This window comes from Aquimarina litoralis (assembly GCF_039523995.1).
In the GTDB taxonomy this organism is placed as follows: domain Bacteria; phylum Bacteroidota; class Bacteroidia; order Flavobacteriales; family Flavobacteriaceae; genus Aquimarina; species Aquimarina litoralis.
This window is the reverse complement of sequence record NZ_BAAAGE010000004.1, coordinates 1-17,509: the sequence shown is the minus strand read 5'-3', so window position 1 is coordinate 17,509 and position 17,509 is coordinate 1. Positions and strand designations below refer to the sequence as shown.

Sequence of the window (17,509 nt, the reverse complement as noted above, 5' to 3'; positions counted from 1 at the left end):
CAAAGTTCAAAGTTATAAAGCTCCAATATTTAACTATAAAATTTAATGAGCACTTTTAGAGACCTAAAAATTTGGCAAAAATCAATAGTTTTAGTTACTAATATTTATGATAAAACCAAATCATTTCCAATAGAAGAGTTATATGGATTGACTTCTCAAATAAGAAGAGCATCCATCTCAATACCTAGCAATATTGCCGAAGGCTATGGTAGAGAGAGTAAACAAGAATATATTCGATTTCTAAACATTGCGATTAGTTCATTATTTGAAGTCCAGACACAATTAGAAATTGGAAAAAATCTTTCTTTCTTAAAAGAAAATGATTTTAATTTATTGTACGAAAACACTAGAGAAATAGAGCGTATGCTTTCAAGTTATATTAGAAAAATTAAAGATTCATAAATAATTTTGAAACTTGCTCTTTAAGACTTTTTAATCTTTGACACTTTACTTCTTAGTAGCTTTGTCACTTTAAAACAAAAAAATGATCAATTTATATAGCACCCAAATTGAATCGTTATCGATTCACAAAATAGGTAACAAGAGTAGAAATGAAAACATATTTCTATCAGATACTCCTTATACACTTAATGACGAGTTAACCGCTTTATTAAAGGAATACTTTTTTAAACCGTTTAGAGAAAAAGAGGAGAATTACTTTCAGTTTACCAATGAGGTAGATGTAGAATTTAATCCGCTATATAAAATCGTTACCGAAATATTCAACAACCCATCTTCGGCTCACGAAAAATCAAAGAGAATTGCTTCTCTTTTATATGAACAATCACAACATCCGCATATCAAAAGCGGAGAAGTCTATGTAGTGTATTTAGAGAATCTTTCTATCGATAATGAAAAAACAAATGCCGTAGGGATCTTCAAGTCAGAATTAAAGTATGATTTCCTTCAGTTCGCAGAGAAAGGAACGAATATAGAATTACTACATCAACAAGGTGTCAATCTAAATAAATTAGACAAAGGATGTTTAATTTTTAATCATAAACAAGAAGAAGGATATAAAATCCTTTCTGTTGATTCTAACCGCTATGACACTAAATATTGGCTAGAACATTTCTTAGGGGTTAAAGCCTTTGCAGATGAAAATTTTTATACAAAAAAGTATATGAAATTCTGCCAGGATTTTGCCAAAGATGTAGTACTACCAGCAGAAGATAAAAAAGAAGAAGTGATGTTTATGAATCGTGCTGTAAATCACTTTGCCAAAAACGATACCTTTGAGGAGTCTGCTTTTTTAAATGAAGTAATAGATAATCCGGATCTAATTCCCGAGTTTAAACATTACAAAACTGAAAAGGCTCCAAAATACCATATCGAAGATCTTACAGAATTTCCTATTGCTAATACTGCGGTTTCTGCAGCTAGAAAAAAGATCAAAAACACGATTAACTTAGACACGAATATCCAAATTAAAATGGATTTTATAAATCCAGAATCTGCAGAAAAGTTTGTAGAAAAAGGTTGGGATGAAGAAAAGCAAATGTACTATTACCTAGTATATTTTAACAAAGAGCAAAAAGACTAGTTAACTCCTTACTTCTGACCAGCTAGGTTAAAAGCATGATTTGAATTTATCTCAATAAGATTGCCATTAGGATTTTGTATAAAATTACTTATGTTGATTTTTTCAAAATCAGCATTCATTGGTCTAGGTTCTTCAATGATAGTATCCTCAACTTTCCTCTTCTGATAATAAATCAAAGGAGTTAAAATAAGTGTAGAATCTTGTACCATATAAGTACCAGTAGTTTTAGTCAAGCGTTTACCAAATGAACTATAATCTTCATAAGTAAATATGTTCGCTTGTAATTCTAATCCTTTATATCCATTTGGTTTCGTGTGTAAAAAGCTTTTTTTGATGTGATCATGTTTAGCTTTATGAGAAACATTATGATAATAACGAATTGGATCTGTCCTTTGTGGATCATTTACACTATATCGAATTAATAAAGAATCCCCAATTCCTTGAAATTGCCATGATCTTTCTGCTCTATGTTTCGAAACATACACCACATTATCAACACGATAAACAAAATGAACCATCTGATCTAGTGAATAATCATAATTTGGAAATAAAGGATCTACCAAATTTGCTTGAAAAGCAACCGCTTTGACTTCTCCCGTTCTTTCGAAAGGATAAAATGTGGGAATTGTAAAATGAAAGTGCCACCAAATAATAACAGAAGCTAGCAACAACAAACCACCAAACGCCCAAGGATTTATTTTCATACGATTGCACTTTATATATAAGTGTTATCTGTACAGATAATGTTACAACCCAATGAGAATATTATAGTTTATATCACTACCTTTCCAATAATCTATTCATATTTACATTTTCATAATTTCGCCTAACAAAATCCAATGCAGTTTTCAATACTTCGCCCATGGATTTACTTCTACGAAATTTAAGATCCAGTGTGAAATTATAAAGATGTTCTCGTAATTCTTTTAAATGTTCTTCGGTAGAAATCGTATCTTCACACATACAGCTAATTAAGGTTTCATAACGAGATCTGGAATTCAATATTCTTTTAGCCAAAACAGAACGTTCTTCTTTCTTATATTGTTCTATGGAACTAGCCTGCAATCTATTCAAAACTATATCAACCATATCAAAGTTTTCTTTAAAGAATTGTGGTTGATATACTTTTAGTTTTCCCTCAAAACATTGCTGATCAAAATCAATGGCTCGTATGCGATACTGTACATGATCAAAATCATGAATTGGGATAATCACATAATTATAAGAGCGCATATCTCCCAATAAGCGCATCTGGCAGCGTTCGTTAAACTTCACAAACTCTTTAGCAATCTGCGCTTTTGCCTGATCACTAAGATCTGGTAAGAAATCTTTGATAAAAACATCTCCAGGAATTCCAGCAATATGTTCTTCGATCAATGTATTTTTATACACCAGAAAATTGATCCTGTTCGGAGAAAACATATGCTCTAATTCCAATCCATAAATACGAGAAGCATCTGCTTTTTTAACATAGATGTATGTATAGTTATCATTCAATATATTTCGAACTCGTACTCTAAACGGTTTAGAATTTCCGAAAGTACAATAATCAATGGCATCTATATTTAAAAACTCTATAGCATCTTCATTACCATCAGAATGCAATATGGTATATACTTTTTTTAGACTAGATTCAATCTCTGGTCGCTCATGTTCTTCATAATATACACGCACCCATAAAGTATCTTCATCGTTACTATCATATACTACAATCGAACCTGAAAACCGTAATAAATCATCATAAAACACTGGGATTTTTATTTTACGATTACATTCTTTTAAATAACTATCTAAACTATCATTGATCGGATAGGTAGGTTTCTTTTTAGACATCAATTTCTCATCCATACACAGCTACTTTCTAATGGCAATTTACAAAAGAAACGCACTCCAACAATTATATTACTTTATTGATTGTAAAAAACTATAAAGTATAAGAATCCATTTTTTATTGTAACAAAACCTAGGTGTGGTCGTCTAGTTTAATATAACCACCAAAAAATAATCACAATTGGAAACCATTTTAACCTTGAAGAATCTTACCAAAAGATTCGGAAGTATTACAGCTGTTAATGATCTTTCTTTTACTATAAAAAAAGGAAACGTATACGGTATTTTAGGACCTAATGGAAGCGGTAAATCTACAACCTTAGGTATTGTTCTTAATGTAGTGAATAGGAGCTCGGGAGACTTTACTTGGTTTGATGGATCTGCATCTACCCACGAAGCCTTAAAAAAAGTAGGAGCTATTATCGAGCGTCCAAATTTCTATCCATACATGACAGCTGCACAAAATCTAAAACTAGTATGTCAGATCAAGGGGGTTTCAACCAACAAAATCGAAGAAAAACTAGAGTTAGTTGGTCTTTTAGATCGCAAGGATAGCAAGTTCAGAACATTTTCTTTAGGTATGAAACAAAGATTAGCGATCGCATCTGCTCTATTAAATGATCCCGAAATTCTAATACTTGATGAACCTACAAATGGTCTGGATCCTCAAGGTATTCATCAGATTAGAGAGATTATAAAAGTGATTGCTTCGCAGGGAACTACTATTTTATTAGCTTCTCACCTATTGGATGAAGTAGAAAAAGTCTGCAGTCATGTAGTCATTATTCGCAAAGGAGTAAAACTATATTCTGGTCCTGTAGATGAAATGAATGCAAGTCATGGTTTCTTCGAATTAAATAGTAATCAAAACAGTATGCTCATTAAGTGGTTATCGGAGCAAGATACTTTTGGAAACGTAAAAGAAGAAGAAAACAAAATTATTGCTTTCCTAAATCGTGAATTGGATGCTGAAAGTTTGAATAAACAATTGCACCAAGCTGGAATTACGTTAACACATCTTGTAAAACGAAAAGAAAGTTTAGAAGAACAATTCTTACAATTAACCAACAATTTAAACTAAAGCCATGTTACGATTACTCAATATAGAATTTCAAAAACTACGTTACAATAAGTCTGCAAAAATACTTACGATAACCTATTTTATATTAATTACATTAATTTCTCTTATAGCTTCTTATGAATTCAATTTTGGAGGAATTAATTTTAGACTAGCCGATCAAGGAATTTTTAACTTCCCATATATCTGGCACTTTAATTCATGGATAGCAGCTTGGCTTAAGGTATTTCTGGCTATTGTCATTGTATCCATAATGGCTAATGAATACTCTAATAGAACATTAAAACAAAACTTAATCGATGGATTGAGCAAAAAAGAATTTTTAGCTTCTAAATTTCTCACAGTAGTAATTTTGGCTTTTTTATCAACCCTATTCTTGTTTGTAGTTTCCTTAATCTTAGGACTTATTTTCTCAGATTATAATGAAATATCTATTATATTTTCAGATTTGGAATTCATCTTTGCTTATTTTATCAAACTTGTTGGATTCTTTTCATTCTGTATGTTTCTCGGAATCTTAATCAAAAGATCTGCCTTCGCTTTAGGGTTTTTAATATTTTGGCAATTAATAGAAGGGCTTTTCTGGGGATTAGCAAGTTTAGTAAAATGGAGGTTTGAAACGGATTTTGTCTATAAAATAATTCCCTTTTTACCCTTGGATAGTATGGCTAATTTAGTTAATGAACCATGGTCTCGGTTAAATTTTATACAATCCGCTGCAAACCAATTAGGCGAAAACTTCCAAAGAGACTATGCAGTACACTGGTATGAGGTCCTAATCGTATTAGTTTGGACAGCAATATTTGTGAGACTTTCATATTATCTTCTTAAAAAGAGAGATTTGTAATATCTTTGAGTTTTTCAACTCAACTCATGAAATACAAAATATTTGTCCTCTCATTATTTTTGAGCATCTCTTTATTTGGACAAGGAGAAGCTAATAATTGGTATTTTGGACAAAACGCTGGAATAAGTTTTAGTACAACACCTCCTACTCCACTTACCGATGGAAGAATAAATACTTTGGAGGGTTGTACAACAATCTCTGATGCTACAGGCAACTTACTATTTTATACAGATGGTAGAACTGTGTGGGATCGCAATGGAGGCATTATGCCAAATGCTAATTACAATGCTGGTAATGGATTACTAGGTGATCCTTCTAGTACATCCAGCGCCTTAATAGTCCCACAACCTAATACACCAAATAGATACATCATTTTTGCTGTTGATGAACCTCATCATGAGAATGCAGCTACCTATCCAGACCGAAATACAGGTTTTTCAACAAACGAAGATGACGGATTTAATAATGGTTTTACATATTCCATAGTTGATATGTCCTTAAATGGAGGAATGGGTGATGTTATTAATGCGCAAAAAAACATCCCTCTCATCACATATGACACATCAAACAATCAAGAAAGTGCATATAAATGTTCTGAAAAAATAACAGCAGTAAAAAGTGATGACTGCGATTCTTTTTGGGTAATTACCCATTTTATTGATACGTATTATGCATTTAGTGTAGATCAGACGGGTGTAAATACCACTCCTGTTACTTCACAAGTAGGAGTTACCGTTCCAATTTCTGGATACAGACGAAATGCATTAGGATATCTTAAAGCATCACCTGAAGGAGATAAACTAGCAGTTGTACATTTTGGATTGGCTACAATAACAGGAGGAGATGGCCCTGGTAAAGTATTATTGTATGATTTTGACAATAGTACTGGAATCGTAAGTAATGAAATAGAACTTTACGATGGTGATGCTCCTTATGGTATCGAATTTTCTCAAAGTGGTGAACGCCTATACACTACAATTGGTGAGGGTGATGGTGGATTTGGAGACGCTTTTTTAGTGCAATTTGATCTTACTTTACCAAATAATCAAATCGCAGCAAGTGGAACTAGAATTCTTAATGAAAATGGACAAAACGCTTCGAATTTTAGTGCAGGAGCATTACAATTAGGTCCAGATGGAAGGATTTATAGAGCATTATTTGATTTTGATTCTGGGACAGGAAATTATCTAGGTGTTATTGAAAATCCAGAAGAAATAGCTACAAATGTAATCTACCGAGACAGAGGTATCCTTGTTAATGTTGATGCTAATAGAGGCTCTAGAATTGGATTGCCCCCATTTATCCAATCTATTTTTGCACAAACAATTGATATTATTAACAGTGGTGATCCGAATAATGTAAATCTTGTACTCTGTGATGGGGACACGTTTAGACTGGAATATCAAGACATTCCAACAGCAACCTATGCTTGGTTTGTAGATGATGTTCAAATCCCTAATAACACTTTTTTCTTAGACATTACTACTTCTGGTAATTATCGATTAGAAGTTGACCTTAATGATGGGAGCTGTCCATCAATAGGTGTTGCAAATGCTATGTTTTTTGAAGTTCCGATTGTACAAAATATTCCAGTTGATGAAAACATTTGTGATAATAATAACGATGGAATTACAGACTTAGATCTTTCTATTTATAATACCGAGATACTTGGGTCACAAGATCCAAATCAATTTCAAATTCGTTATTTTAGATCTATAGCTGATGCAGATGCTAACATTAACGAATTATCGCAAAACTTTACTACCGAAGCAAATCCACAGACCATTGCTATTAGAATAGAGAATATTCAAAATACTGATTGTTATAATACGGCTAGTTTCCAGGTGGAAATTTTTGACACCCCAACCGCATTTCCTGCAAATCCAATCGTATCTTGTGATAATGCTGATGATGGAGATGACACTAATGGAATGATTACCTATGATTTAACAACAGCCAATAATGATATTTACGGAAGTCAAAGTACTGCTGATTTTACTCTAACTTATCATACCACATTAATAGATGCTCAAGATAACACAAATCCAATAGTAGATCCGACAAATGCTGTATTGTCTAATACTCTGCCTGCCGTTTATGCACGACTCGAAAATAATTTAAATACAGCTTGTTTTGATATATTCGAAATTTCAGTTTCTATTAATTTATTGCCCGTTGCTAATAACACTTCGTTATCTCAATGTGATGAATATTTAAATACTAATGATGGTATCACATTATTTAATCTTAACCAGGCTATAGATCAAATCACTGGCGGAACTTCAGATCGCTCTGTTCTATTTTTTGAAGACATAACTTCTGCAAATTCAGGCACACCATCTATTGTTAATACAGATACATATCAAAATACTTCGGCCAATCAACAATTATTTACTAGAGTAATTGATGATGTTACCGGATGTTTTAGAATCTCAACATTAGATTTGTTAGTAAGTACCACTTCTTCCAATGATGCAACATTAACTCTTTGTGATGATGATGGTATTGAAGATGGATTCAGAGAATTTGATCTTACAGAAGCTGACGTGCAAGTACTTTCTGGAATAGGAAATCCAAACCTATCTGTTGCCTATTATGAAACTATTGAAAATGCACTTAGCGAGACAAACGCTATAAGTATATATACCAATACAACCCCTGGTACCCAAGGTCAGGATGTTGTATACGCAAGAGTAGAAGATAATTTAAATCAATGTTTCGGTATTAATGAAGTTACTCTTTTTGTAAATCCATTACCTGACATTGAAGAATCCGCTGAAGCTTTTTTATGCGAAGGAACTACCATTACTATTGATTCTGGACTAGTATTTGGAAACCCAAATGATTTTGATTATTTATGGTCTCCTACTGGAGAAACCACTGAGAGTATCAGTGTATCACAAGCCGACATTTATGTGCTTACCATGACAAATCGATCAACTGGTTGTTCTAAAGATAGAACCATAACAGTAACCGAATCTTCACCCGCTATTATCATTCAGCCAATAGAAATTAATGATGCTTCTGACAACAATACAGTAACTATAAATGTTGAGGGAACTGGGGATTACGAATATGCTATTGCGTTTAATGGCAGTAATATAAGAACCTATCAAGACAGCCCAACCTTTACGGATGTCCCTCCTGGTTTTCATACGGTTTACGTAAGAGATAAAAATGGTTGTGGTCCTGAAACCACTCAAGATATTTCGGTAGTTGGATTCCCTAAATATTTTACTCCTAACGGAGATGGCGTTAATGAAACTTGGAATGTAGAAGGAATATCTGCGCAGGTACTCGGAAATTCTATCATTTATATTTTTGATAGAAGTGGTAAACTTCTGAAGCAACTGGTCCCTTCGGGTAACGGCTGGGACGGAACTTACAGTGGTGCTCTCATGCCTTCTAGTGAATATTGGTTTCGAGTAGAATTAGATGATGGAAGAATACGTAAAGGAAGCTTTTCTCTAATACGATAAACTTTCCCTAAAACTTATACTCTATTTGAGAAATCATAAGAGTATTCTGTATCTTTATTCAGAAAAGATAGGCCTATATAATGAAGTTCGAACTTACATCCGAGTTTAGTCCAACCGGAGATCAACCGGAAGCTATAAAACAACTTGCTAATGCTATTAAAGCAGGGGAAAGATATCAAACACTTTTAGGAGTTACTGGTTCTGGTAAAACATTTACAGCAGCTAATGTAGTGGCAGAAGTGCAACGTCCAACCTTGGTACTGGCACATAACAAAACCCTAGCAGCACAATTATATTCTGAGTTTAAACAATTCTTCCCCGAAAATGCTATTGAATATTTCGTTTCTTATTATGATTATTATCAACCAGAAGCCTATATACCTACGACAGGAACGTATATAGAAAAAGATTTATCTATTAATGATGAAATTGAAAAACTACGTTTAAGTGCTACCTCTTCCCTACTTTCTGGAAGAAGAGATGTACTTGTTGTAGCCTCGGTTTCTTGTTTATATGGTATCGGAAATCCTGTAGAATTTCAGAAAAACGTAATATCTATTCAGCAAGGGCAATTTGTTTCTAGAACAGCATTACTGCATAAATTAGTGCAAAGTTTATATTCCAGAACGGAAGGAGAGTTTTTACATGGAAATTTCAGGATAAAAGGAGATACCGTAGATATTTATCCAAGCTATGCCGATGATGCGTTTAGAGTACATTTCTTTGGAGATGAAATCGAAGAAATCGAAGCCTTCGATGTACAAACCAATGAAATCATTGAAAAATATGATCGTCTAAATATCTATCCAGCAAATATGTTCGTAACTTCTCCTGAGGTATTACATGGTGCTATTGATCAAATAGCTTTAGACCTCGGAAAACAAGTAGAGTATTTTAAAGAAATAGGAAAATTTCTGGAAGCCAAAAGGTTAGAAGAACGTACTAATTTTGATTTAGAAATGATCAAGGAGTTAGGATATTGTTCTGGAATTGAGAATTACTCTAGATATTTAGACGGAAGAGATCCAGGAACAAGACCTTTCTGTTTGTTAGACTATTTTCCTGATGATTATTTAATGATTGTAGATGAAAGTCATGTAACTATTCCGCAAACACATGCGATGTACGGTGGTGATCGATCTAGAAAAGAGAATCTAGTAGAATATGGTTTTAGACTTCCTGCAGCCATGGATAATAGACCATTAAAATTCGAAGAATTTGAAGCACTACAAAATCAAATAATATACATAAGTGCAACGCCTGCTGATTACGAATTACAAAAAAGTGAAGGTACTTATGTTGAGCAAATTATTAGACCTACCGGATTACTAGATCCTATTATAGAAGTACGACCAAGTCTGAATCAAATCGATGATTTGATAGAAGAAATGCACAAACGTATTGAAGTCGATGAACGTATCTTAGTAACTACCTTAACGAAAAGAATGGCAGAAGAATTGACAAAATATCTAACAAGAATAGATATTCGTTGTCGATATATTCATAGTGATGTAGACACACTAGAGCGCGTAGAAATTATGCAAGATCTGCGTAAAGGTCTTTTTGATGTGCTGATTGGTGTAAACCTATTAAGAGAAGGATTAGATTTACCCGAAGTATCATTGGTAGCAATATTAGATGCTGATAAAGAAGGTTTTTTAAGAAATAATAGATCTCTGACCCAAACCATAGGAAGAGCTGCAAGAAATGTAAATGGATTGGCGATCATGTATGCTGATAAGATTACACAAAGCATGCAAGAAACCATTGATCAAACCAATTATCGACGAGAAAAGCAAATTGCCTATAATACGAAACATGGCATTACCCCAAAAGCAATTAAAAAGTCGTTGGATAATGCATTAGCTGGAAAAAAAGTAGAACCTTATCAATTCGAAACTGCTCCAACATTAAAAGCTGCAGAAGAAGAAACTGCTTATTTCACAAAAGAACAACTAGAAACTCGTATTCGAAATGTTCGAAAAGAGATGGAAAAAGCTGCAAAAGAGTTAGATTTTATGACAGCAGCAAGACTAAGGGATGAAATAAAAATGTTACAAGAAAAAATACAGAATCAAAAAGTTTAATGGAAAAATAAGAGGAATACAGTGACACATTTATTGATATGCATTTCTTTTTAATTTTTATGCAAAAGAAAATATAACATCATCGGTAATGCTGATTTTGGCTTCTCCTCTTTTTGTATAATCAACTTCAAAGCCTTCATCTTCGATCTTAGCAATCGACTTCTCATAGTTTTTTGATTTTATCAGTTTTTTGTCATTTCGTACGACTCGCCAAAAAGGGGTTTTTAGATCTGTACCCAACAATGTATGTCGTTCTGCTATCTTTTTAATCGCATTGCCTGTTCGCATTGGGCAAGTAACATCTGTACCTTCGACCTTAGCTAAATAAGATGCAATCTTTTGAATCGTTGTTACTTTTCCAACCGGAATTTGTTCAATCAATTCTTCAATAGCAGTTACAGAAGGATGAAGCATTGTTCCTTTTCCGAAGTATTTTTCCATAGACACTGGAATATTGACAATTTTAGACTTTTGCATACTCATATTTTTTATAAAGTTTAGAAGCTATAAAATTTGCAATAAGCAACTCTACGAAACTCAATGGTAAAGTGATCAAAAGTATGGACCAATCAGAATATCCCATATTGGCAGCACCAACCCAAAAAAGCACAAAGAAAAACACCCATGACACTAATGCCGAAGAAATAACCGAACGATTCGTATTTCCAAATCGCTGACTGTACAACCAAAATGTAAATACTATCATTGCTGTTAAAATGGTATCCCATAGTCCCCAAATACCAAAAATCATCCAATTCATATCTGCAATAGATTCAGAATTATTCCAATAGGATTTTACTCTTGGCGTGACTAGTACAAAGTATCTAAATACTTCAGAAATATGAATCCAAATACTGGTAAGTACTACTACAAAAACGAACGCCTTTAGATCAAAATCTTGTTTATTCATGAGATAAAATAGCTTTAATATTTTTAAAAATAATGTCTGGCGCAGTAAATGAAGGCACGGAACGATATACCGCAATTGATTTTTCTACTTGATCGATCTTTTCTATCAGGTCAATACTCCTTTTACTAAGTTCAGCAAATCGTAATCTCTTAGGTTCAATAATGTTTTGATCTACCAAAAAATCAATTTTCCTCACACACCTACAAGGATTATTGCTATTCACCAAACCACATTTTTTATTCAGAAAATTTCTAATTTTCATTCTAGAACGCGATAGTTTTTTTCTAAAGTTTTCGGGAGTAATATTTACAATAGCTGCTCCTTCCTTGCTATTAAACTCTAGAATATCAGATAGGATGTAAATGATTCTATCTATAGGTTTTAAACATAATAATAAGCCTTGTGTACAACTTACTTTTACTTCCTCTTCTAGCAACTTCAATTCTCCATCATTAGAAGCGTATGATACACGATCCGAATGACCGGAATCAATCAATACTTCGTAGTCGGCAAAAGGCATTGGAAACTCTTTGCCTTTCTTTTGCTTTTGAGTTAATAAATAATTCGTGGCGATACGATATACCCAGGTAGAAAATTTACTCTTATGGTTAAATGTGCTCAAATGAGTGATTACTTTTACCAATATTTCCTGAGTAGCGTCTTTTGCATCTTCAGGAAATAATAACATCTTTAGAGAAAGATTATACACATAATCCTTAATTGCTAATACTATTTTTTCCAAAGATTCCTGATCTCCAGTATTTGCACGATGTACTAATGTTTCTAAAGTTTCTTGATCCATACTATTATATTAGACAAAATAACTCGAACAAGTGTGACATGAAATGGAAAAAATTATACATTCATCCTATATTTACTATGATTTCTAACTAGTTATCTATCTATAATTTTCTATCTATAACTATTAAAAAGTACAATTCTTAGTCTTTTTTTTGTAGCATGAAAACCTTGATTATAAGAGACCTTTGTGATGTAATTATTCACAAAAAATGTGAAACAACTTATATCAATAATCATTAAAATCAAGAACTATGAAATTTGTAACCAAAAGAATACACGCTTTCTTAGATTATCCTGTTGCTATTGCATTAATAGCACTCCCATTTTTATTAAACCTAGGTCAGTCGAACCCTTTAGCTTTATGGCTTTCTGTTTCCACTGGTATCGCAGCATTATTGCTGACCATATTAACTGATCATCATTTAGGTATCATTAAAGTGATTCCTTATAAAGGACATTTATTGGTAGACTTTCTTGTAGCTATTGTATTTATTATAGCTCCTTTTATTTTTTCATTTAAAGGTATCGATGCTTATTATTACTGGATTAATGGAGCTGCTGTACTTACCGTAGTTAGCTTACACAAATCTGAATTAGCTATTTAATATAGGTCAAGAACGAATATTGTTCATCATTGTGGAGATAAATTGTAGTGCAATACTATCGTTTGTCTCCACTTTTTGTATAAATTAGAATCGTACTTTTAAGAAAGTAGATAAATTTATAATGACCGCTACTCCATTTCAATTTAAAAAAGCAAACTGTTTCATTCCTCATATCGTATTGGTTGGGATCGGAATTGGTACTGCTAATTACATAATGAATGGTTCTTTAAATTGGATACAATGGTGCATCCAATCGCTTTCTACAAGTCTTATTATCGGTTATACCCTAGTAGCTATTGGATTGAATAAATCATGGTTCACAAGGATATTCACTTCAAACGTCAAAGTGTATATCGTTGTTATAATAATATTCTTCTTACTAGGAATATTAGCTACAGAAATAGAGCATATGATCCGATCACTGATTTTTGAGAGTCAACAATTTCGTCCATTTTCATCTGGAAAAATGTACTGGTTTAACGGTATTATTTCTTTGCTATTAGGATGGAGTTTTTTTCAAAACCAGATTTTAAAAAATAAAACGACAGAATCTGTAGCAGTGGAAGATAAGAAGGCACCAACCATAGAAGAACATACTTCCAGTATCACTAGTGTTCCTGTAAAGCAAGGTGAAAATATTCTTCTCATCCCTATTGATAGTATTGTTTATTTTGAAGCTTTTGACAACTATTCTTTTGTATATAATGATAAAGGAGATAAAAAGCTATGTGACTATTCCTTATTATTTCTAGAAAAACGATTGGATAAAAATTTTTCGAGAGTCCATAGAAAATATATTGTCAATAAAACGTATATCAAAAAAATAACACCTCATCTAAATGGTCGTTATATTATTGCTTTTACCATAAATTTAGAAGCTATTACCAGCAGTAAGAGCTATATTGATACGATTCGGAAGCTTATAAAAATCGAGTAATCTTACATATTAAATAAAAAGTAATTTGAAGACTTCCATACAGATTGCATGGAATGCCATTCACCTTTTTTCCTGTATCATTCGCCAATCATACAGACCACTCACCCATTTTTACTTTTGTAAACAACTTCATTTCAATTATTTGCAATTCAAACAACATTGAATTTTAAAATAATTAATTATGGAAATCGCTCATAAACTAAACATCTTAGTACACATTATTACAGGTGCTATAGCACTCCTACTCGGAATAATCGCCTTAACCACTATCAAAGGTGGTAAAACACATAACAAAACCGGAAGATACTTCTTAAAACTTATAGCTATCGTTATTGTAACAGGTCTGATGGGAGTATTTATCTTTGGCAGAAATACTTTTTTACTTGTAATTACCGTACTAAGTGGGTATGTTTCATTTTCTGGATATCGGGTATTACTTCTAAAATCCAATATCCCGAAGAAAGTAGATATCCTTGCCTCTATAGTTAGTCTTTTGGTGTTAGGATATTTTCTGTATTATTTCAAATCCATTGGAATGATTTGGTCTCCTATAGTCATCTACAGTACAGTAGGAGCTTTACTATTTGTAATTACATATGATTTTTTAAAATATTTAATTCCGATAAACACTTACAAAAAACACCAAATCTGGATATACGAACATATTTATAAAATGATTAGTGCTTTTTCGGCCTTACTATCTGCCTTTTCCGGAACAGTATTAGAAAAATATCAACCTCATAGCCAATACATCCCATCTGTATTAAGTATACTTTTAATTATAGCTTTTATGGTCTATGTCTACAAAAATGGATTAAAAAAAATCCCAAAATGATAAAAATAACTCGATGCTAGAAGTATCTAAGCTAGTATTCATTTAATTAAAGTATATTGTAGAAATCTCTTATTTATTTCTCAGAACCTACTTAGAATTACTTGGTGCCATAACAACCAAAGCTTATAGACCATATGCTAAAAAAAATCCTGAAAATTGTTCTACTTATAGTTATTGTAGTGGGTGTTATTATGGGCTTTTATGTTCACAATTCTGCTCCCTATGCTATTATCAAACCACTAAGAATTAATGAAAAGCTAACGCCATCTGATTTAGAACTAGAAAGTGAATCTATTGAAGTTTCGGCTACTGATACTATAAAACTCAAAGGGTATTGGATAAAAAGTAAACTAGCTACTAAAAAAGGGATCATAATCTTTGTGCATGGAATCGGAAGTTGCAAAGAACATGGATTAGGAGTTGCCAAATTACTTTCGGAACAAGGTATCGAAACCATAGTTTTTGATGGAAGAGCCCATGGAGAAAGTGATGGTGAATTTACGACCTATGGGTTTTATGAAAAAAAAGACATTTCTAAAATCGTAGATTGGATCCAAGCGAAAAACGAAAATATCAACATTGGGATATGGGGAAATTCACTTGGTGGTGCGATTGCCATCCAAGCATTAGCATTTGACAACCGAATTAAATTTGGAGTTATAGAAAGTACATTCACAGAGATGGATCAAGTTGTATACGATTACTCTAAGAAAATGATGAAAGGAATCATCATCAAACCTATTTCGGATTATGCATTACGAAGAGCAGGTGAAATTGCAGATTTTGATCCCAATCAGGTAAAACCTATCCTTTCTGTTAAAAAAATTCAACAACCAGTACTTATTGCACATGGTGATGCCGATAAAAATATTGACGTTACCTATGGAAAACAATTATACGAAAGTCTAAAATCGGAAGATAAAGAACTTATCATTGTGGAAGATGGCGGACATGTAGGTCTTGCCGAGCAAGGCGGAGCAGCATATACTAAGAAATTGATGGCATTTATCAATAAGTATTTGGAATAAAATGAGTCATAAATGCACGATAACAAAGACTAGAATTTGATAAAACACATTACGATATCTAAAAAAGTTAAAAAGAACAATGAGCACTAAAACAAGGATACAAATCTTGGATGTATTGCGAGGCTTCGCTATCGTTTCTATCATGCTTTTACATTCTATAGAACATTTTGACATCTATTATTTTCCCGAACACTTACCAGCTTGGATGAAAACTCTAGATGGAGCCATATGGGAAACCATGTTCTTTTTATTTAGCGGTAAGTCCTACTCTATTTTTGCTTTATTATTTGGGGTCACCTATGCCATTCAGCTTTCTAGACAAAAAGAGAAAGGACAATCTTTCGCAGGAAGATTTGCCTGGCGAATGGTATTATTATTTGCCTTTGGAATCCTTAATTCAGCATTTTTCCAAGGAGATGTATTAACTATATATGCAGTATTAGGAGTATTGTTAATTCCATTTTCTAAGTTGAAAGACAGCATCATTTTAGGTATTGCTATAATCCTTTTAGTATTACCATATGAATGGACAAATCTAATATATGCCTTACAACATCCCGATGAAAAAATCAATGATCCTATCTCTTGGAGTTATTTTGGTAAGATGCTAACATACGTTGGAGAACCTTCATTATGGGATACCATTATCGGGAATCTTACTAATGGTAAAATTGGAGTTTTACGTTGGAACTGGGAAAACGGACGGTTTTTCACTATTCTAGCGCTTTTTCTATTAGGATATCTATTAGGGAAACATCAAAAATTTCATGAAACTGATAAGAACTTAGAATTTTGGACACAAGTCCTAAAGATTTCAATAATTGCTTTCATTCCGTTATATCTTTTAAAACGAAACATGGATCATTTTATCGAAAGTGACATAATTCGAAGATCTGCTTTAACTATAGAAACTAGTATTACCAATTTTTCATTTATGCTAGTATTAGTATCCGGGATTACCTTGCTTTTTTATAAAACAAAAGCTAAAAATGCATTAATGTATTTTTCTAGATTTGGGCGCATGAGTATGTCTAATTATATCATACAGTCCATTCTGGGAGGAGCCATATTCTATGGTTGGGGATTGGGTTTATACAAATATACAGGCGCTACTTATGGATTATTAATCGGTTTAGCACTTACAATTATTATTGGTATATTCTGTAAATGGTGGGCAAAACGATATAAACAAGGACCATTTGAAACCGTATGGCATAAAGCTACCTGGATGTAAAGTTTGGTTAGGAATGTGAATGATGCTAAAAATGTATTTATCGTATAAATCGATAGAATTTTTAGTAAATTCCAATCATAAAACCAAAGACAACCGTTGAATTAAACGTTTAATATAAGTTTGTAAACGGTTACAATAATAAATATATGTACTAGTACATATACAACTACGTTGTACACCATTGAAATAGATATCTAATATAAATGCAAAAAGTAGCTGTTAAAATAGTATTTCTTCTAAGTGTATTTTTAATTTCAACAATTGGAATGATGGCTTTTGTTTATATTGATGCTCA

The 17,509-nt window shown here is 32.6% G+C and carries 16 protein-coding genes; 11 read left to right on the top strand and 5 right to left on the bottom strand.

Going from position 1 to position 17,509, the window contains the following annotated elements:
- The first annotated feature begins 45 nt into the window (after nucleotides 1-45).
- Together ABD077_RS19100 and ABD077_RS19095 are read left to right on the top strand one after the other, a co-directional pair.
- Nucleotides 46-402 carry a four helix bundle protein gene (locus ABD077_RS19100; protein ID WP_343913842.1) on the top strand — a complete coding sequence of 119 codons (357 nt, stop codon included), beginning with the start codon at nucleotides 46-48 and terminating at the stop codon, nucleotides 400-402.
- Between the two features lie 82 nt (nucleotides 403-484).
- Complete coding sequence (locus tag ABD077_RS19095; RefSeq protein ID WP_343913841.1) at nucleotides 485-1,543, top strand: nucleoid-associated protein; 1,059 nt, start codon at nucleotides 485-487, stop codon at nucleotides 1,541-1,543.
- Nucleotides 1,544-1,551: 8 nt separating this feature from the next.
- On the opposite strand, the gene ABD077_RS19090 is transcribed toward ABD077_RS19095, so the two are convergent.
- Together ABD077_RS19090 and ABD077_RS19085 are read right to left on the bottom strand one after the other, a co-directional pair.
- On the bottom strand, nucleotides 1,552-2,247 hold the full coding sequence (locus ABD077_RS19090; protein WP_343913840.1) for a hypothetical protein: 696 nt from the start codon (nucleotides 2,245-2,247) through the stop codon (nucleotides 1,552-1,554).
- A 76-nt stretch (nucleotides 2,248-2,323) separates the two neighbouring features.
- Complete coding sequence (locus ABD077_RS19085; RefSeq protein WP_343913839.1) at nucleotides 2,324-3,391, bottom strand: hypothetical protein; 1,068 nt, start codon at nucleotides 3,389-3,391, stop codon at nucleotides 2,324-2,326.
- A 163-nt stretch (nucleotides 3,392-3,554) separates the two neighbouring features.
- On the opposite strand from ABD077_RS19085, the gene ABD077_RS19080 reads away from it, so the two are divergent.
- The 4 genes from ABD077_RS19080 to uvrB all read left to right on the top strand — a co-directional run bounded on the left by ABD077_RS19080 (nucleotide 3,555) and on the right by uvrB (nucleotide 10,864).
- Complete coding sequence (locus ABD077_RS19080; protein ID WP_343913838.1) at nucleotides 3,555-4,454, top strand: ABC transporter ATP-binding protein; 900 nt, start codon at nucleotides 3,555-3,557, stop codon at nucleotides 4,452-4,454.
- Between the two features lie 4 nt (nucleotides 4,455-4,458).
- Nucleotides 4,459-5,298 (top strand): ABC transporter permease, encoded by an 840-nt coding sequence (locus tag ABD077_RS19075; RefSeq protein ID WP_343913837.1) that lies wholly within the window; start codon nucleotides 4,459-4,461, stop codon nucleotides 5,296-5,298.
- Nucleotides 5,299-5,324: 26 nt separating this feature from the next.
- The gene (locus tag ABD077_RS19070) at nucleotides 5,325-8,777 is read left to right on the top strand and encodes a T9SS type B sorting domain-containing protein (protein ID WP_343913836.1); all 3,453 of its coding nucleotides are present in this window, start codon (nucleotides 5,325-5,327) and stop codon (nucleotides 8,775-8,777) included.
- Nucleotides 8,778-8,857: 80 nt separating this feature from the next.
- On the top strand, nucleotides 8,858-10,864 hold the full coding sequence (gene uvrB, locus ABD077_RS19065; protein ID WP_343913835.1) for an excinuclease ABC subunit UvrB: 2,007 nt from the start codon (nucleotides 8,858-8,860) through the stop codon (nucleotides 10,862-10,864).
- A gap of 57 nt (nucleotides 10,865-10,921) precedes the next feature.
- Here the strand turns inward: uvrB and ABD077_RS19060 are convergent, their stop codons facing one another.
- From ABD077_RS19060 to ABD077_RS19050, 3 genes are read right to left on the bottom strand one after another with little or no spacing between them, the layout of a single operon-like run.
- Nucleotides 10,922-11,341: an MGMT family protein gene (locus ABD077_RS19060; protein ID WP_343913834.1), complete on the bottom strand. Its 420-nt coding sequence runs from the start codon at nucleotides 11,339-11,341 to the stop codon at nucleotides 10,922-10,924.
- Nucleotides 11,328-11,774 carry a hypothetical protein gene (locus ABD077_RS19055; protein ID WP_343913833.1) on the bottom strand — a complete coding sequence of 149 codons (447 nt, stop codon included), beginning with the start codon at nucleotides 11,772-11,774 and terminating at the stop codon, nucleotides 11,328-11,330. Before ABD077_RS19055 ends, ABD077_RS19060 begins: the two co-directional genes overlap by 14 nt.
- Complete coding sequence (locus ABD077_RS19050; protein ID WP_343913832.1) at nucleotides 11,767-12,576, bottom strand: RNA polymerase sigma factor; 810 nt, start codon at nucleotides 12,574-12,576, stop codon at nucleotides 11,767-11,769. The genes ABD077_RS19055 and ABD077_RS19050 overlap by 8 nt, the downstream gene beginning before the upstream one ends.
- A gap of 250 nt (nucleotides 12,577-12,826) precedes the next feature.
- Between ABD077_RS19050 and ABD077_RS19045 the strand changes: the two genes are divergently transcribed.
- The 5 genes from ABD077_RS19045 to ABD077_RS19025 all read left to right on the top strand — a co-directional run bounded on the left by ABD077_RS19045 (nucleotide 12,827) and on the right by ABD077_RS19025 (nucleotide 17,214).
- The gene (locus ABD077_RS19045) at nucleotides 12,827-13,180 is read left to right on the top strand and encodes an SPW repeat domain-containing protein (protein WP_343913831.1); all 354 of its coding nucleotides are present in this window, start codon (nucleotides 12,827-12,829) and stop codon (nucleotides 13,178-13,180) included.
- A 121-nt stretch (nucleotides 13,181-13,301) separates the two neighbouring features.
- Nucleotides 13,302-14,117 carry a LytR/AlgR family response regulator transcription factor gene (locus ABD077_RS19040; protein WP_343913830.1) on the top strand — a complete coding sequence of 272 codons (816 nt, stop codon included), beginning with the start codon at nucleotides 13,302-13,304 and terminating at the stop codon, nucleotides 14,115-14,117.
- A gap of 181 nt (nucleotides 14,118-14,298) precedes the next feature.
- Nucleotides 14,299-14,952 carry a hypothetical protein gene (locus tag ABD077_RS19035; RefSeq protein WP_343913829.1) on the top strand — a complete coding sequence of 218 codons (654 nt, stop codon included), beginning with the start codon at nucleotides 14,299-14,301 and terminating at the stop codon, nucleotides 14,950-14,952.
- 134 nt (nucleotides 14,953-15,086) lie between these two features.
- Nucleotides 15,087-15,980, top strand: coding sequence for an alpha/beta hydrolase (locus ABD077_RS19030; protein ID WP_343913828.1), 894 nt, complete (start codon nucleotides 15,087-15,089; stop codon nucleotides 15,978-15,980).
- Nucleotides 15,981-16,059: 79 nt separating this feature from the next.
- Nucleotides 16,060-17,214 carry a DUF418 domain-containing protein gene (locus ABD077_RS19025; protein ID WP_343913827.1) on the top strand — a complete coding sequence of 385 codons (1,155 nt, stop codon included), beginning with the start codon at nucleotides 16,060-16,062 and terminating at the stop codon, nucleotides 17,212-17,214.
- The last annotated feature ends 295 nt before the right edge of the window (nucleotides 17,215-17,509 follow it).

What these genes read in the sequence shown, in the direction of transcription:
- ABD077_RS19050 (WP_343913832.1), bottom strand. Translation starts at nt 12,576, where the DNA reads ATGGATCAAGAAACTTTAGAAACATTAGTACATCGTGCAAATACTGGA.
- ABD077_RS19100 (WP_343913842.1), top strand. Translation starts at nt 46, where the DNA reads ATGAGCACTTTTAGAGACCTAAAAATTTGGCAAAAATCAATAGTTTTA.
- ABD077_RS19045 (WP_343913831.1), top strand. Translation starts at nt 12,827, where the DNA reads ATGAAATTTGTAACCAAAAGAATACACGCTTTCTTAGATTATCCTGTT.
- ABD077_RS19055 (WP_343913833.1), bottom strand. Translation starts at nt 11,774, where the DNA reads ATGAATAAACAAGATTTTGATCTAAAGGCGTTCGTTTTTGTAGTAGTA.
- ABD077_RS19040 (WP_343913830.1), top strand. Translation starts at nt 13,302, where the DNA reads ATGACCGCTACTCCATTTCAATTTAAAAAAGCAAACTGTTTCATTCCT.
- ABD077_RS19095 (WP_343913841.1), top strand. Translation starts at nt 485, where the DNA reads ATGATCAATTTATATAGCACCCAAATTGAATCGTTATCGATTCACAAA.
- ABD077_RS19035 (WP_343913829.1), top strand. Translation starts at nt 14,299, where the DNA reads ATGGAAATCGCTCATAAACTAAACATCTTAGTACACATTATTACAGGT.
- ABD077_RS19025 (WP_343913827.1), top strand. Translation starts at nt 16,060, where the DNA reads ATGAGCACTAAAACAAGGATACAAATCTTGGATGTATTGCGAGGCTTC.
- ABD077_RS19075 (WP_343913837.1), top strand. Translation starts at nt 4,459, where the DNA reads ATGTTACGATTACTCAATATAGAATTTCAAAAACTACGTTACAATAAG.
- ABD077_RS19030 (WP_343913828.1), top strand. Translation starts at nt 15,087, where the DNA reads ATGCTAAAAAAAATCCTGAAAATTGTTCTACTTATAGTTATTGTAGTG.
- ABD077_RS19090 (WP_343913840.1), bottom strand. Translation starts at nt 2,247, where the DNA reads ATGAAAATAAATCCTTGGGCGTTTGGTGGTTTGTTGTTGCTAGCTTCT.
- ABD077_RS19085 (WP_343913839.1), bottom strand. Translation starts at nt 3,391, where the DNA reads ATGGATGAGAAATTGATGTCTAAAAAGAAACCTACCTATCCGATCAAT.
- ABD077_RS19060 (WP_343913834.1), bottom strand. Translation starts at nt 11,341, where the DNA reads ATGCAAAAGTCTAAAATTGTCAATATTCCAGTGTCTATGGAAAAATAC.
- uvrB (WP_343913835.1), top strand. Translation starts at nt 8,858, where the DNA reads ATGAAGTTCGAACTTACATCCGAGTTTAGTCCAACCGGAGATCAACCG.
- ABD077_RS19070 (WP_343913836.1), top strand. Translation starts at nt 5,325, where the DNA reads ATGAAATACAAAATATTTGTCCTCTCATTATTTTTGAGCATCTCTTTA.